A 16,085-nucleotide genomic window follows, 5' to 3' on the forward strand; every position below is an offset into this window, starting at 1 on the left:
CCGCAGGGTGGCTCCTATTGCCGCACCATTTGCATGATCTGCCCGGCGTCCAGGGTCGCGGCCTTTTGCTGGATCTGCGGCAGGTACTGCGCCTGCATCTGCCTGGCGGGACCGAGCAAATCCTGGAACGTCTGCTTGAGCAAATGGGTGCTCATCACGCGGCCGCCCGCGTAGTAGCGCTTGGCAACCTGCCCCAGCGCGTAGGTGGAGGCAAACGAGAACGCCATGCCGGTGGCCGCGCCACCGATGCGCCCCACCGTGCGCCCAGCGGCCTTGCCCAGCAGACCGCCGAGCAGCTTGCGGCCGAACTGCTCCAGGTACTGCGAGGTCAGCCCCACGCCCACCGCCGCGATGAATTCGCGGATGTGCCCCTGGTCCAGCTCGACACCGTGCGCCTTGCCAATGCCATAGACCATCTTCACCTGCAACGGGATGATGGCCATCGAGGCCCAGGACTGGGGCAGAAGCTCCAGCGCGCCGTTGAGCAGCGCGTAGTTCAGGATCGATTTGTCGAGGTCGACACCGGGATCGGCGGTAGCCGTCACGGGCGGGGGCGCCGCGACGGGCGAGACCGCGACCGGCACAGCCTTGTCCACCGCGTCCACCATCGCCGCCTCCTGCCGTTCAAAGGCAGTTGCTTCCTCAGGGTCCAGCTTCAGACGGGTCTTCAAGTCGACCAGAAACGCCCGCTCGGCATCGCTCTGGCGGCCGTCGGCATCGCACACGCAAACCGCCATTTCATAGGCCAGCTGTCGCTGCCCGGCGTCCTGCAAGCCAGCGACGGCGTCGGCCAGCGACACACGTTTGAGCAATACATCCTGATACAGATGCGCCAGGCCCATCCCGCCCGCCACAGGCCCCAGGGACTCGGCCAGCCGCCGGATCGATTCGCGTTCGGTGTCGGCCTTGTGGCCATCGGCGAACGCGGCCAGCAGGGCAATGGTGAGGATGGATTGTTGTTCCTTTGGGCTCATACGCGGCGGACTCCTGATGTAGATGAATCGGTTTGTGCAACACGATAGAGAGCCTCTGTCGCCGCGCGAGTTCCTCTGGCGCCACCAAAGCCTCGCCTCAGAAAGCCACACGACCAGGCCCGATAATCCCGTCATGCGTTTTCTCATCGATTTCTTTCCCATCGCCCTGTTCGTTCTGGCCTACAAGATGGCCGACATCTACACGGCCACCGGCGTGCTGATGCTCGCCACGGTGCTGCAGACCGGACTCATCTACGCGATTGATCGCAAGCTGCAGACGCTGCACAAGGTCACGCTGGTGCTGGTGCTGGTGTTCGGCGCGCTCACGCTCTTGCTGCAGGACGAGCGCTTCATCAAGTGGAAGCCCACGGTGCTCTACGCGAGCATGGCCATCGTGCTCGCCGCCGCGCTGTGGATCTGGAAGAAGAACTTCCTGCAGATCCTGCTGGGCAGCCAGCTCGATCTGCCCACAGCCGTCTGGGCAAGGCTGACCGTGGCATGGATCGCGTACTTCCTCTTCATGGCCGGCATCAACGCCTACGTCGCCGCGTACTTCTCGACCGAGTTCTGGGTGAACTTCAAGCTCTGGGGCTATGTGTTTCCCGTGGTCTTCATCGTCGGCCAGGGCCTTTACATTGCGCGCTATCTGAAAGACGACACCGTGGAGAAGAAGCCATGACCGGCAACGTCCCCACCGCCGTGGCGATCCAGGCGTGCCTGCGTGAAAAGCTGGCGCCGAGCGTGCTGGAAGTGCTCGACGAAAGCGCCGCGCACGCGGGCCATGCGGGCGCCAACGGGCTGGGCTACGGCACCCATTTCCGCGTGCGCATCGGCGGGCCCGCGTTCGTCGGCAAGAGTCGCGTGGCGCAGCACCGCCTTGTGTATGATGCGCTGCAAAAATTCACCGACGCGGGCCTGCACGCCCTGGCGATCGAAATCAAGGCCTGACGGCCACCCCCCTCCCCCTTCAGCCTGCTACGTTCTGATACCTGTTTGCTGAAACCCCGCCCCCGGCGGTGGCTCCAACCTTTTTTCATTCCGAGGAACACCATGAAATTTCCCCTGACGGCCCTCGCGACGGCGGCGCTCATCACGGTCGCCCCCTGGGCGCTCGCCCAGAACGTGGCCATCGTCAACGGCAAGGCCGTGCCCACGTCGCGCCTGGCGGTGCTCGAGCAGCAATTCGCGGCCTCGGGCCAGCCGGTGGACGACGCCGCACGCGCGCGCCTTAAGGAAGAGGTGGTGCTGCGCGAAATCTTCATGCAGGAAGCCGACAAGCGCGGCATTGCGGCCACCGACGAGTACAAGAACCAGATGGAACTGGCGCGCCAGACCATCATGATCGGCTCGCTGTTTGCGGACTACCAGAAAACGAACCCGGTGACGGACGCCGACATGAAGGCCGAGTACGACAAGTTCGTCGCAGCCAACAGCGGCAAGGAATACCGCGCGCGCCACATCCTGGTCGAAAAAGAAGACGAGGCCAAGGCCATCATCGCGCGCCTCAAGAAAGGCGCGAAATTCGAGGACATCGCCAAGAAGCAGTCCAAGGACCCGGGCTCCGGCGCCAACGGCGGCGACCTGGACTGGGCGGCCGCGGCCAGCTATGTGCCCGAGTTCTCCGAGGCCATGGTCAAGCTGGAAAAGGGCCAGCTGACGCAGGCGCCGGTGAAAACCCAGTTCGGTTGGCACGTGATCCGCGTGGACGACGTGCGCAGCGCCGAGCTGCCCAAGTTCGAGGACATCAAACCGCAGATCGCCCAGCAGATGCAGCAGCAGAAACTGGCCGACTTCCAGAAGACCCTGCGCGACAAGGCCAAGGTCGAATAAGCGCTCCTTTGACCCATCGAAAAAGCGCGGCCATGCCGCGCTTTTTTTTGTTTCCATCCCGGACGGGATCAGAACACCTGCAGTCCCAGCCAGATCAGTGCCATCAGCACCGGCTGGTGCACAAGGTAGTAACTCAGGCTCCAGCGGCCCAGCGAGACGAGCACCCGCCGCGCACCGCCGGCGGCGTCGTCGGAGGCGCCCAGCCAGTGCGGTTTGTGGCGCAGCGCCCATTGCCCGGCGGCCATGCCCCACCACATCGCGCCCAGCCAGGGCACCAGGGGCACGTAGTCCTCGGTGATGGGCTTGCGGCTGATCAGGCCAAGCGCGTTCAGAGGGGCCGAGTTGAGCACGTCCAGCGCGGACCAGGCGGTGATGGCCAGGGGTGCGGCGAACTTCAGGGCGATGGCGCCGGCGCCCAGCCACCACAGCCAGGCACCCCACCCGGCGGTGGCACGCACGACGATGAGCATGAGCGCGATGCCGTGCAGCACGCCGAAGTAGATGAAGCTCTGCGGAAACACCAGCAGCGAGCCGGCCGTCACCAGCAGCGCCGCGCCCGCCACCTGCCTCCAGCGTCGCCAGAAACGCGCCCAGGTCTGGCCCTGGTGCGTGGCGATGGCCTGGGAGAGGCCCGCAGTGAACAGGAACAAGCTCACGATGGCGGTGCGCTGCCAGGTCCAGAATGGGTCGCGGTAGAAGTCCTCGCGAATCAGGCCGAAGAAATTGAGGTCGAAGCAGAAGTGGTAGGCCGTCATCCACAGCATGGCCACCGCGCGCAGCAGGTCGATGCGGTCCAGGCGTTGTGCCATGTCTTGTGTGTCAGATCGATGCGCGGTGAATGCCCAGCAGCAGTCCGGCCAGCCCCGCCGGGTCGCTCACCATCGGGTCGTGACCGGTGGCCATCTCCAGCACCTTCCAGCCGGGTTCGGCCCGCACGCGCACGCGCGCCGGCGCGATGGTGGGCAACGCAGGCGATGTGCAGTCGATGAAGCTGCGGGGCACGGCGGCGACGCGCTCGCCATCGAAGTCCAGCGGCTGCTGATAGAGGCGAAACGGCTGCGGTGTCTGGCGACGGTTGACCCAGTCGCGGTCCGCGCCTTCCAGACCGAAGACACTGGCGTCTGGCGGCGGAAAGCTCAGGCCGCCGCTGGGCTTCGAGGCATCGATGCGGGCCTGCTTCGTCTCGGCCGAATGGTGGCTGCTCCAGCTGTCGCCGGGGTACGGCACGGCCGCGTCCAGGTACACCAGATGCGCCAGCGCGCCGGGGCGCTCGCGCTGGAGGCGGTCGGCCACGCCGGTGATCACCATGCCGGCGTAGCTGTGCCCGACCAGCACCAGGCGTTGCAGTTCCTCGGCCTCGATCAGGCCGATCACGTCCTGGATGTGGGTCTGCAGGTTGATGTCGGGCGACATCAGATGGGCGCGCTCGCCAACGCCGGTGAGCGTGACGGCATGCGTGTCCACGCCGGCGCCGCGCAGCAACGGCAACACGCGGCGCCAGCACCAGGCGCCGTGCCAGGAACCGTGCACGAGCACGATGGCGGTGGCAGCGTGGGTGGGGACGGGGCTTGGGGACATGGGCGTTCTCCGGAACAGCATCGGTTGTTGGCTGGTCCGATTCTGCACGCTCGCGGCCGCACCGCCGCCCCCTTGGCCCCGAGGGGTGCGCCCCTCAGATGTAGGCGTTGACCGGCGGCGCGTGCCGCAGGTGCAGCGACAGTCCCAGCGCGGCCATGTGGTTGCCGTTGCGCCCCAGGATGGTCTGGGAGAGCGGCAGGAATTCAGTTTCCTCGAAGGCCGCGTGCGCGAGGTAGCTGCTCACCAGTGTGTGCAGCTCGCCCACATCCAGTTGTGAGTCCTGTCCCCTCGCAACCCGCTTGAGGTCCTTCTCCAGCCCCTGCCAGAGCGCTTCGATGACGCGGTGCTCCTGCGTGAGGCGATCCACCATGGCCTGCACCCGCGCGCGCTCGTCGCCGGCTTGCGCGCTGGCGAGCACCGCCGGAAACAGGTCACGCTCCTCGTCCAGGTGGTGTTCGAAGATCGCTTCGCGGAAGAAGGCCAGCGACTGCGCGGCGATCTGGCGGGCCTGCGCGGCGGGTTCGATCAGCGCGGGCAACTGGTCCAGCGCCTGCAACCGGCGCAGGATGCCAACATGGCAGTCGGCAAAGCCCTGTACCGGGGTGTTGTCCACTTCGGCGGGGTTCTCGGGGGTCAGGGTGTTCACGGCAGCTCCTTGATACCCGACGGCATGCTGGCCGGGTTGTCGAAGCAGTCTAGGTCGGCGCGCGCGTGAGGCCTTGACCCAGGTCAAGGGTTGATCAGCGGTGGGCCACCAGTTCGAACAGATCTCGCTCGGCCTCGGTGCCCGAGGCGTAGAGCACGCGGCGCTGCATCTTCACGTACCGCTTGACCGTCGGCGCGTACCAGATCAGGTAGTGGATGCGCACCGGTTCCATGTTGGCCATGGTCGGGCCGCCACTGGGGCTGCGGCTGCTCCAGACCTCCACCTTGTGCGCCTGGAAACGGCCGGCCGGCACGGTGACGCTCTCCTGCCCCACCACCTTCGCCTCGGAGTACCACTGCGACCAGTTGGGCAGCACATCCGGCGTAGAGAAGCCGCGCAGCGTGCCCAGGCGGTCCAGGTCGGCGTAGGCGCCCAGGTAGGGGCTGAACTCGTTGCCGATCTCGCTCCAGCTCATGAACATGGGCCGCGCGCCCGCGGAGCGGCGCACGTCGCTGGCCAGTCCCTCGGCGCGCAAGCCCTCGGTGATCACGTCGTTGGCCACCGACTGCACCGCGATGACGATGCTGCGCTTCGGGCTCGTCGGCCATTTGCCGCTGGTGCGGTAGGTCCAGCTTTCGCCCACCCGGGGCTTGCCGGCATCCGCCGCGCTGGCGGCGGTCTCCGGGGCGGGCACTGCGGGCGGCCTCGCCGCGACCTCGGGAGCGGGTGTGGTGGCGGGCAACCTGCGCGCCGGCACCGTGAGCGTCTTGCGCACCGTCGCTTCCGCGTTGCGCGCGGTCAGCGTGAAGGTCGTCGTCTCGTCCAGCGCCACGCTGACACAGTCCTTGGCCACGCGCGCGCCGACCGGCAGCGCGCCCGGCCGAGGCGCCAACGTGAGCTGATCCACCAGAGTGACCGAGTAGCACAGGCGCACGCCAGCGGGGTCGGCCTGGGCCTGGAACGCGCGGATGGAAGGCGGTTCGGGCCTGGGAGCTGGAGCTGGTGCTGGTGCTGGTGCAGCGGCCGGTGCAGGCGTTGGCCCCTGTGGGCGTGCGGTGGTGGCCGCTACCGGCGCTGCGGCGGCGTGCTCTGGCGGTGCTTCTGCCGTCAACAAGGTTTCGCGCGAGGCCTGGGTCGACCGGTCGTCTCCGCCACGCCCGGCGAGCAGCCACCAGGTGGCGCCGAGCACGCACAGCGAGGCCCCCGCCAGGGTGGCCGGGCGCCGCCAGCGCTGCCACCAACCGGGATCGCCATCGGGTGGTTCGGGCGGGTCTGGCGACGGCACGGGCACTGCCGCGCCGTTCGACAGAATGCCCTCAAGCGCCTGAATCAGCTGTGCGGTGGTCGCCTCCCACTGCTTGTGGCTGATTTCAATGGCCTGGCGGCGTGCCAGGGGTTTGAGGTCTTCGGGGAGTTCCTCGGCGCGCGGCATGAGGGCACCACCCACCAGCACCGGCACCACACGAATACCCCTCTGCAGCGCGGTGACAGTTTCCAGCCGGATGAAATCGTGTGGATCGTCCAGGCGCCGCCGGCCCGCGGCATCGGTGGTGGTCAGCCACTCGTCACCGATGATGACGACGAGCACGCGGCAGGAGCCCACCGCCTCTTCGATTGCGGTGACGAAATCCGTCCCGAGCTCAATGCCTTCGACGTCCATGAAGACGCGGTGGGCGCCGAAATGGGGAACGAGGCGGTCATAGAGACGCCCGGCGTAGCCCGCCGAATCGTCGCGCCGGTAGCTGATGAAGATGCCATCCATGCGGCCAGACCCCCTTCACACCGCCGCCGCATGGGCCCCATGCGGAGTGGCCGGGTCATTCTACGGCGCGTGCACCGCAAGGCACCACCCCCACCGCGGGGATGGGCCAGGCCATCAGTGCGGTGCGGGCTGGCCGCGCAGACGCGCGATCAGACCCACGGCGAGCAGCACCAGACCACCGGCCAGCAGGCCCACGACGGCCCCGGCCAGGCTGAAGAGCACCGATCCGATCCAGCCCAGCGTGGCGGCGAAAGCTTCAACGCCGTGGCCGAGCGCTGGCACACCGTGCAGCAGGATGCCGCCCCCCACGAGGAACATGGCGGCCGTGCCCACCACCGACAGGGTCTTCATGAGCCAGGGGGCGGCCGCGAGAATGCCGCGCCCTATCGCTTGCTTCCAGGTCGCCTGCTGCCGGTTGAGGTGCAGCCCGAGGTCGTCGAGCTTGACGATGCCGGCCACCAGGCCATAGACGCCCACGGTCATGAGCAGCGAGATGCCCACCAGCACGGCCACGCGCAGGCCCATGCTGGCCGTGGCCACGGTGCCCAGCGTGATCACGATGATCTCGGCGGAGAGGATGAAGTCCGTGCGCACGGCACCCTTGATCTTGTCCTTCTCGAAGGCCACAAGGTCGACGTTCTCGTCGGCCACCGCGGCGACCAGTTCCTGGTGGTGCACCGCGTCCTCCGACTTGCGCGAGCCAAAGGCATGCCAGAGTTTCTCGGCACCCTCGAAGCACAGGAACAGGCCGCCGAGCATGAGCAGCGGCGTGATGGCCCAGGGCGCAAAAGCGCTGATCAGCAGCGCCGCGGGCACGAGGATCGCCTTGTTGAGCATCGACCCCTTGGCGACCGCCCAGACCACGGGCAACTCGCGATCGGCCTTCACGCCGGTAACCTGCTGCGCGTTGAGCGCGAGGTCGTCGCCCAGCACGCCAGCGGTCTTCTTCGCCGCGAGCTGGGTCATGCCGGCCACGTCGTCCGCGACGGCCATGCTCTTGCGTGCCGCCACCTTGGTCATCACTGCCACGTCGTCAAGCAAGGTGGCGATGTCATCGATCAGCGCAAGCAGGCTGGTTCCGGCCATGACGGGCGTCCTTCCAGGTGTAAACAGTCAGGGATGGGGCAAGATCGGTGGGAACAGCGAGATGTCCGGATCGTCAGGACTTCCTGCTGGATTTTTCGCGCCGGCGCCAGTAGGTGAAGGCCTCTTCGTGGATCTCGATGTCGATCTCCGAGATGCGCATCTGCAGGCGTTCCTGCACCTCGGCCACGGCCTGGTTGTAGACCACCGGGCCGATCTCTTCGAGGAAGAAGGCAAGCAGGCCACCGGCGGCGATGTTGCCGATGCGCTCGTCCATGTTCTCGTCGAAGTAGCGCTGAATCGAGGCGATGGCCTCGGTGCGAGCGTCCTTCGGGATTTCGACGGTCATGTGCGCATGCTCCTGGAAGAAGTCACCCCACCCAACGGCGCGCATTGCGCCAGAGCTGCATCCATGCACTGTGGGCAGACGGGTCCTGGTCGGTCCAGCTCATCTGGATGTTGCGGAAGACGCGCTCGGGGTGCGGCATCATGGCCGTGAAGCGGCCGTCGGCCGTCGTCACCGCCGTCAGGCCACCCGGGCTGCCGTTCGGATTGAAGGGATAGGCCTCGGTGGCCGCGCCGGTGTGGTCGGTGTAGCGCATGGCCGCAATGGCCTTCGACGCATCGCCCCGGTGACGGAAATTGGCGTAGCCCTCGCCATGCGCAACGGCAATCGGCAGGCGGCTGCCCGCCATGCCTTGCAGGAACAGGCTGGGCGAATCGAGCACCTCCACCATCGACAGGCGCGCCTCGAAGCGCTCGCTCTGGTTGGTGGTGAAACGCGGCCAGGCCTCGGCGCCGGGGATGATGTCGGCCAGCTCAGCGAACATCTGGCAGCCGTTGCACACGCCCAGGCCAAAGGTGTCTTTGCGCGCGAAGAATGCCTGGAACTGCTCGGACAAAGCTGGGTTGAAGGTGATGCTGCGGGCCCAGCCGATGCCCGCGCCCAGCGTGTCGCCGTAGCTGAAGCCGCCGCAGGCGACCACGCCCTGGAAGTCGGCGAGCTTCGCGCGGCCGCCCTGCAGGTCGGTCATGTGCACGTCGAAGGCCTCGAAGCCCGCCTGGGTAAAGGCGTAGGCCATCTCCACATGGGAATTCACGCCCTGCTCGCGCAGAATCGCGACCTTGGGTCGGGTGAGCAAAAGTCCCGCCCGGGCTGGGCTTGTCGATGTCGCCGGGTCTGGATGCCCTTCAACCAGCTCAGGGCGAACGGCTGTTTCTGCACCCGGGTCGAAGGTCAGATGCACATGCAGGCCCGGGTCTTCCGGTCGGCCGGCCGCGGCGTGCTCGGCGTTGGCGCAGGCCGGGTTGTCACGCTGCAGGTTGATCTTCCAGCTCACGCTGTCCCAGACCTGGTGCAGGTCGAACAGGCTGCCGGAGAACACGGCCTTCGTGTCGCGCCAGACCTGCAACTGGCCTTTGCCCGCGTCCATGGCGGACGACGCCGGCCGCGTCTTGCCGACGAAGTGGCTGTGCTTGCTCAGGCCATGCTCGCGCAGGGTCTGCATCACCGCGTTGCGGTCTTCGGTTCGCACCTGCAGCAGCACGCCCAGTTCTTCGCTGAACAGGGCCTTGAGTGTGAGTTCCTCGCGGCGGGCGCTGACCTGGCCGGCCCAGTTCTTGGCGTCGCCCATCTCGGCGCGGCTGTCGCTGATGCCATCGCCCTCGGTGACGAGCAGGTCCACGTTGAGCGCCACGCCCACATGGCCGGCAAACGCCATCTCCGCGGCCGCCGCCAGCAGGCCGCCGTCGCTGCGGTCGTGGTAAGCCAGCAGCTTGCCGTCGGCGCGCAGTGCGTTCACCGCGTTGACCAAGCGCACCAGGTCCTGCGTCTCGTCCAGGTCGGGCACCTCACCACCGCCCTGCCCGAGCACCTGGGCCAGCACGCTGCCACCCATGCGGTGGCGGCCTTTGCCCAGGTCGATCAACACCAGCGTGGTGTCCTCCAGCGCATTGTTCAACTGCGGTGTCAGCGTGCCCCGCACGTCGGGCAGCGTGGCGAAGGCGCTCACGATCAGGCTCACTGGCGAGCTCACCTTCTTCGTCTCGCCACCTTCGTTCCATTGCGTGCGCATGGACAGGCTATCCTTGCCCACGGGGATGGAAATGCCCAGCGCCGGGCAGAGTTCCATACCCACGGCTTTCACCGTCTCGTACAGCGCGGCGTCTTCGCCAGGTTCGCCGCAGGCGGCCATCCAGTTGGCCGAGAGCTTCACGCGCGGCAGCTCGATGGGCGCGGCCAGCAGGTTGGTGATGGCTTCGGCCACCGCCATACGGCCGGACGCAGGCGCATCCAGCGCGGCCAGCGGCGTGCGCTCGCCCATGGCCATGGCCTCGCCGGCGAAGCCCTTGAAGTCGGCCAGAGTGACGGCGCAGTCGGCCACCGGCACCTGCCAGGGGCCGACCATCTGGTCGCGGTGCGAGAGACCACCCACGGTGCGGTCACCAATGGTGATGAGGAAGCGCTTGGAGGCCACGGTCGGGTGGCTCAGCACATCGATCACGGCCTTCTGCAGGTCCACGCCGGTGAGGTCGAGTGGGGCAGGTGCGCGTGCGACGGTCTTCACGTCCCGGTGCATCTTGGGGGGCTTGCCCAGCAGCACGTTCATCGGCATGTCGACCGGACTTTGCTGGCCTTCGTCGGCCAGAACCAGCTGGCGCTCCTCGGTGGCCACGCCAATCACGGCGAAGGGGCAGCGCTCGCGCTCGCAGAACGCCTTGAAGGTCTCCAGCGACTCTGGCGCGATCGCCAGCACGTAGCGCTCCTGGCTTTCGTTGCACCAGATTTCCTTCGGCGCCAGGCCGCTTTCTTCCAGCGGCACCGCGCGCAGGTCGAAGCGCGCGCCGCGGCCCGCGTCGTTGGTGAGTTCCGGGAAGGCGTTGGAGAGGCCGCCCGCACCCACGTCGTGGATCGCCAGGATGGGGTTGTTCGCGCCCTGCTGCCAGCAGTGGTTGATGACCTCCTGCGCGCGGCGCTCGATCTCGGGGTTGCCGCGCTGCACGGAGTCGAAGTCGAGCGAGGCCGCGTTGGTGCCCGTGGCCATGGAACTGGCCGCGCTGCCACCCATGCCGATCTTCATGCCCGGGCCACCGAGCTGGATCAGCAGCGAACCGGCGGGGAATTCGATCTTCTTCGTCTGCGCCGCGTCGATCACGCCCACGCCGCCGGCGATCATGATGGGCTTGTGGTAGCCGCGCTGCACGCCGTCCACCTGCAGTTCGTACTCGCGGAAGTAGCCCAGCAGGTTGGGCCGGCCGAATTCGTTGTTGAAGGCCGCGCCGCCCAGCGGGCCCTCGGTCATGATCTGCAGCGGGCTGGCAATGTGCCCGGGCTTGCCACCGGGCTGGTCGCTCAAGCCGCCCCAGAGCTTGCCGACGGTGAAACCGGTCAGGCCCGCCTTGGGCTTCGAGCCACGGCCGGTGGCGCCCTCGTCGCGGATCTCCCCGCCCGCGCCGGTGGAGGCACCGGGGAACGGCGAGATGGCGGTCGGGTGGTTGTGGGTTTCCACCTTCATCAGCACATGGTGAGTCGCCGCTTCCGCCGCGTAGGCGGGCGATGCGTCACCGCTGGCGCGCGCCACGAAGCGCTCGACCTCGCTGCCCTCCATGATGGACGCGTTGTCCGAGTAGGCCACCACGGTGTGCTGGGGTGCGAGCTGGTGGGTGTGCCGGATCATGCCGAACAGGCTCTTGTCCTGCGCCACGCCGTCGATGGTGAACTGCGCGTTGAAGATCTTGTGGCGGCAGTGTTCGCTGTTGGCCTGCGCGAACATCATGAGTTCGACGTCGGTCGGGTTGCGTTTCAAGCCGTTGAACGCATGGACCAGGTAGTCGATCTCGTCCTCGGCCAGGGCCAGGCCCCAGTCGGCGTTGGCTTGTTCCAGCGCCTGCCGGCCGCCGCAGAGCACGTCCACCTGCTCCATGGGCGCGGGGTGCAGCTCCGTGAACAGGGCCTGTGCCTGCGCGCGGTCGAGCGAGACGTTCTCCGTCATGCGGTCGTGCAGCAGCTCGGCCACGGCGCGCAACTGGTCATGGGACAAGGTGGCCTTCTTGCCCAGCAGGCCGGCCTTGAGCTCGACCCGGTACTCGATCAGCCTTTCCACCCGGTGCAACGCCAGACCGCAGTTGTGGGCGATGTCGGTGGCCTTGGAGGCCCACGGCGAGACCGTGCCCAGGCGCGGCATGACCAGCAGCGCCGGGGCGTCGACCGCTTCCAGCTGGACATGGACTGGTGTGGGAGGTTCGCCGTAGGTGAGCAGCTCGCCCACGCGCTGCAGCGTGGTGGCGTCGGGTTCGCCGTCGAAGCCCGCGAGGTGCACGAAGCGGGCCGAGAGGCCGGTGATCTTTTCGGAAATGCCCGCGAGGCGGGGCAGAAGCTGCTGGACTTTGAAGTCGCTGACGGCGTTGCCGCCTTCAAAAAAGCGCAGGTGCAGGGACACGTTGGGAGCCTGAGGTGCGTTGACCCAGAGACCTGGGCGGGAAAACCCGGAATTTTACCCGCCCACCCCCATGGCCTTGGCCCCTGGAGGCCCTGCCAGCCGGGCCCCGATGGGATAATCGCGCCCCATGAGCATCACCTACAAAGACGAAGCCGGCATCGCGGGCATGCGCACGGCCTGCCGCCTCGCATCCGAAGTGCTGGACTACCTCACGCCGCTGATCCAGCCCGGCGTCACCACGCTCGAAATCGACCGTCTCGCGGCCGACTACATGAAGCAGCAGGGCACGGTGTCGGCCACCATCGGCTACCAGCCCAGCGGCTACCCGCCCTACCCCGGCCACCTGTGCACCTCCATCAACCACGTGGTCTGCCATGGCATCCCGAACGAGAAGGCGCTGAAGAAGGGCGACATCCTCAACGTGGACGTGACCGTCATCACCCCCGAGGGCTGGTACGGCGACAACAGCCGCATGTACCTGATCGGTGGCGAGGCGGCCTGCTCGGTGCAGGCGCGCCGGCTCTCCCAGGTGACCTTCGAGGCCATGTGGAAGGGCATCGTGATGGTGCGCCCCGGCATCCGGCTGGGCGACATCGGCCACGCCATCCAGACTTACGCCGAGGGCAACGGCTTCTCGGTGGTGCGCGAGTTCTGCGGCCACGGCATCGGCCAGCGTTTTCATGAAGACCCGCAGGTGCTGCACTACGGCCGCCCCGGCACACTGGAAGAGCTCAAGCCCGGCATGACCTTCACCATCGAACCCATGATCAACGCCGGCAAGCGCGACATCAAGGAAATGGGCGACGGCTGGACCATCGTCACGCGCGACCGCTCGCTCTCGGCGCAATGGGAGCATACGGTTCTGGTGACGGAAACCGGGTACGAGGTGCTCACGCTCTCCGCCGGCAGCCCGGCCGCGCCCGCCTTCGTGACGCCGCCGTCGGCCGCCGCCCTTGCCTGAGGCCATGGCGCAGGCGCCCGCGGCCGCCGTGCCCGACCTCGGCGCCCTGCGGCTGCAGTACCGCAATGACAAGGCCGAACTGCTGGCCCGCCTTGGCGTGCAGGGCTCGTCCACGCGGGGGGTGCGCAAGGCCCTGCAACAGCTGTCCAGACTGACCGACCAGACCCTGCGTGAACTCTGGTCGCTCGCCGGGCTCGGCCCGGGTTTCTCACTGGTCGCGGTCGGGGGCTTCGGCCGTGGCGAGTTGTTTCCGTTCTCCGACATCGATGTGCTGGTGCTGCTGCCCGACGGCAGCGAGCCCGAGCAGGACGCGGCGCTCAAGGCCCGTCTGGAATCCTTCATCGGCGCCTGCTGGGACCTCGGCCTGGAAATCGGTTCGAGCGTGCGCACCATCGCCGACTGCGTTGAGGAAGCCGCCAGGGACGTGACGGTACAGACCTCGCTGCTGGAATGCCGGCTCATCTGCGGCAGCAAGAACGCCTTCGCCGACCTCGTGAGCCAGCTCGCCCAGGCGATGGATCCCAAGGCCTTCTTTGTGGCCAAGACGCTGGAGATGCGCCAACGCCACCACAAATTCGAGAACACGCCATATTCGCTCGAACCCAACTGCAAGGAGTCGCCCGGCGGCTTGCGCGACCTGCAGATCATCCTGTGGGTGGCCAAGGCCGCCGGCCTGGGTCGCAGCTGGGACGAGCTCGCGCGCAAAGGGCTGGCCACGCCGCTCGAAGCGCGCCAGATCAAGGCCAACGAAGCCCTGCTGAGCCTGATCCGTGCGCGCCTGCACCTGCTGGCCCACCGGCGCGAGGACCGGCTGGTGTTCGACCTGCAGACATCGGTGGCCGAATCGTTCGGCTACAAGGCGCAGGTGCCAGCCGTCACCACACCCATCGCACCGGGCGAGCACGGCGCGCCCAACGCGCGTGGCACCCGCCGCGCCAGCGAAGCGCTCATGAAGCGCTACTACTGGGCCGCCAAGGCCGTGACCCAGCTCAACCAGATCCTGTTGCTCAACATCCAGGAACGCCTGCAGAGCGACGTGGCCGGCGTGGACCGCCTGCGCCCGCTCAACGAGCGCTTCTTCGACAAGGGCGGCATGCTCGAAGTGGCGAGCGACAACCTGTACGTGCAACACCCGCACGCGATCCTGGAGACCTTTCACCTCTACCAGACCACGGTGGGTATCAAGGGTCTGTCGGCGCGCACGCTGCGTGCGCTCTACAACGCGCGCCCGGTGATGAACGCGCGCTTCCGGGCCGACCCGGTCAACCGCGCACGCTTCCTGCAGATCCTGCAGGAACCCGAAGGCATCACGCACGCCATGCGGCTGATGAACCAGACCTCGGTGCTCGGGCGCTACCTCTGGGTGTTCCGCCACATCGTCGGCCAGATGCAGCACGACCTGTTCCACGTGTACACGGTGGACCAGCACATCCTGATGGTGTTGCGCAACATGCGCCGCTTCTTCATTGCCGAGCACTCGCACGAATACCCGTTCTGCTCACAGCTGGCCGCCGGCTGGGACAAGCCCTGGATCCTCTACATCGCGGCGATCTTCCACGACATCGCCAAGGGCCGCGGCGGCGACCACTCCGACCTGGGCGCGCGCGACGTGCGCACCTTCTGCCACCAGCACGGCATCGGGCGCGAGGACACGAAGCTGATCCAGTTCCTCGTGGCCGAGCACCTCACCATGAGCCGCATGGCGCAGAAGGAAGACCTGAGCGACCCCGACGTGATCGCCGCGTTCGCGAAACGCGTGGGCAACGAGCGCTACCTCACCGCCCTGTACCTGCTCACCGTGGCCGACATCCGCGGCACCAGCCCCAAGGTGTGGAACGCCTGGAAGGGCAAGCTGCTGGAAGACCTCTACCGCTACACGCTGCGCGCGCTGGGCGGCCGCGCACCCGACCCGGGGGCCGTGATCGAAGGGCGCAAGCGCGAGGCGCTGTCCATGCTGGCGCTGCACGCCCTGCCCCACATGGCGCACAAGGCGCTGTGGGACACCCTGGACGTGAGCTACTTCATGCGCCACCAGGCCGACGAGATCGCCTGGCACACGCGGGTGCTCTCGCGCCAGATCGCGCGCCAGGCCAGCGCAAAGCCCGCGTCAGGAGCCGCTGCAGACACCGTCGTGCCGGAGAAGTGCATCGTGCGCGCGCGCATCTCGCCCGACGTGGAAGGCCTGCAGGTGCTGGTCTACGCGAGCGACCAGAGTGACCTGTTCGCCCGCATCTGCGGCTACTTCGACAGCTCACACTTCAGCATCCTGGACGCCCGCGTGCACACCACACGCACCGGCCACGCGCTGGACACCTTCCAGGTGGTCGCGCCCGACATGTCGGAGCACTACCGCGAACTCATCGCGATGGTGGAAAACAACCTCGCCCGAACCATCGACGATCGCGGCCCACTGCCCGTGCCCACAAAGGGGCGCTTGTCGCGCCGCGTGCGGAGCTTCCCGGTGACGCCGCGCGTGGACCTGCGCCCCGACGACAAGGCCCAGCGCTGGCTACTGTCGGTGTCCGCGAGTGACCGCGCCGGCCTGCTCTACGGCATCACGCGCGTGCTGGCGCGCAACGACATCAGCGTGCAACTCGCCAAGATCACCACGCTGGGCGAGCGGGTGGAGGACACCTTCCTCATCAGCGGGCCGCAGCTGCAGATGAACAAGCGGCAGATCGAGATCGAGACGGAGTTGCTGGAGACGCTGGAGGGCTGAGTTGCGCTCCGGCTGCTCCGGTCATCGGCGGCCACGGGGCACGGCTCCGCGGCTGTGCCCCGCCCAAGTCTGCGCCCAGGGCACCGCCTATAT

The 16,085-nt window shown here is 67.4% G+C and carries 13 protein-coding genes; 5 read left to right on the forward strand and 8 right to left on the reverse strand.

Going from position 1 to position 16,085, the window contains the following annotated elements; all coding sequences use genetic code 11:
- Positions 1-14 precede the first annotated feature (14 nt).
- A complete protein-coding gene (locus AB7P10_RS14335) occupies positions 15-1,136 on the reverse strand; it encodes a YcjF family protein (protein ID WP_428294519.1) in 1,122 nt (373 codons plus the stop codon).
- On the opposite strand from AB7P10_RS14335, the gene AB7P10_RS14340 reads away from it, so the two are divergent.
- The 3 genes from AB7P10_RS14340 to AB7P10_RS14350 all read left to right on the forward strand — a co-directional run bounded on the left by AB7P10_RS14340 (position 1,108) and on the right by AB7P10_RS14350 (position 2,804).
- The gene (locus AB7P10_RS14340; protein ID WP_428294520.1) at positions 1,108-1,653 is read left to right on the forward strand and encodes a septation protein A; all 546 of its coding nucleotides are present in this window, start codon (positions 1,108-1,110) and stop codon (positions 1,651-1,653) included. The genes AB7P10_RS14335 and AB7P10_RS14340 overlap by 29 nt on opposite strands.
- A complete protein-coding gene (locus AB7P10_RS14345) occupies positions 1,650-1,922 on the forward strand; it encodes a BolA family protein (protein WP_428294521.1) in 273 nt (90 codons plus the stop codon). The genes AB7P10_RS14340 and AB7P10_RS14345 overlap by 4 nt, the downstream gene beginning before the upstream one ends.
- 102 nt (positions 1,923-2,024) lie before the next feature.
- On the forward strand, positions 2,025-2,804 hold the full coding sequence (locus AB7P10_RS14350) for a foldase protein PrsA (RefSeq protein ID WP_428294522.1): 780 nt from the start codon (positions 2,025-2,027) through the stop codon (positions 2,802-2,804).
- Between the two features lie 68 nt (positions 2,805-2,872).
- On the opposite strand, the gene AB7P10_RS14355 is transcribed toward AB7P10_RS14350, so the two are convergent.
- The 7 genes from AB7P10_RS14355 to purL all read right to left on the reverse strand — a co-directional run bounded on the left by AB7P10_RS14355 (position 2,873) and on the right by purL (position 12,312).
- A complete protein-coding gene (locus AB7P10_RS14355) occupies positions 2,873-3,613 on the reverse strand; it encodes a heparan-alpha-glucosaminide N-acetyltransferase (RefSeq protein ID WP_428294523.1) in 741 nt (246 codons plus the stop codon).
- Positions 3,614-3,623: 10 nt separating this feature from the next.
- Positions 3,624-4,382 (reverse strand): alpha/beta fold hydrolase, encoded by a 759-nt coding sequence (locus AB7P10_RS14360; protein ID WP_428294524.1) that lies wholly within the window; start codon positions 4,380-4,382, stop codon positions 3,624-3,626.
- Between the two features lie 94 nt (positions 4,383-4,476).
- Positions 4,477-5,028 (reverse strand): hemerythrin domain-containing protein, encoded by a 552-nt coding sequence (locus AB7P10_RS14365; protein ID WP_428294525.1) that lies wholly within the window; start codon positions 5,026-5,028, stop codon positions 4,477-4,479.
- Between the two features lie 94 nt (positions 5,029-5,122).
- A complete protein-coding gene (locus AB7P10_RS14370) occupies positions 5,123-6,790 on the reverse strand; it encodes a toll/interleukin-1 receptor domain-containing protein (protein ID WP_428294526.1) in 1,668 nt (555 codons plus the stop codon).
- Between the two features lie 114 nt (positions 6,791-6,904).
- Positions 6,905-7,876, reverse strand: coding sequence for a DUF808 domain-containing protein (locus tag AB7P10_RS14375; RefSeq protein ID WP_428294527.1), 972 nt, complete (start codon positions 7,874-7,876; stop codon positions 6,905-6,907).
- A 73-nt stretch (positions 7,877-7,949) separates the two neighbouring features.
- Positions 7,950-8,222: a DUF2164 domain-containing protein gene (locus AB7P10_RS14380; RefSeq protein WP_428294528.1), complete on the reverse strand. Its 273-nt coding sequence runs from the start codon at positions 8,220-8,222 to the stop codon at positions 7,950-7,952.
- Positions 8,223-8,244: 22 nt separating this feature from the next.
- Positions 8,245-12,312, reverse strand: coding sequence for a phosphoribosylformylglycinamidine synthase (gene purL, locus AB7P10_RS14385; protein ID WP_428294529.1), 4,068 nt, complete (start codon positions 12,310-12,312; stop codon positions 8,245-8,247).
- A 127-nt stretch (positions 12,313-12,439) separates the two neighbouring features.
- Between purL and map the strand changes: the two genes are divergently transcribed.
- Positions 12,440-13,273 (forward strand): type I methionyl aminopeptidase, encoded by an 834-nt coding sequence (map, locus tag AB7P10_RS14390; protein ID WP_428294530.1) that lies wholly within the window; start codon positions 12,440-12,442, stop codon positions 13,271-13,273.
- A 4-nt stretch (positions 13,274-13,277) separates the two neighbouring features.
- Positions 13,278-15,992 carry a [protein-PII] uridylyltransferase gene (locus AB7P10_RS14395; protein ID WP_428294531.1) on the forward strand — a complete coding sequence of 905 codons (2,715 nt, stop codon included), beginning with the start codon at positions 13,278-13,280 and terminating at the stop codon, positions 15,990-15,992.
- Positions 15,993-16,085 lie beyond the last annotated feature (93 nt).

It is taken from the genome of Hydrogenophaga sp. (assembly GCF_050182545.1).
Taxonomy (GTDB): domain Bacteria; phylum Pseudomonadota; class Gammaproteobacteria; order Burkholderiales; family Burkholderiaceae_C; genus Hydrogenophaga.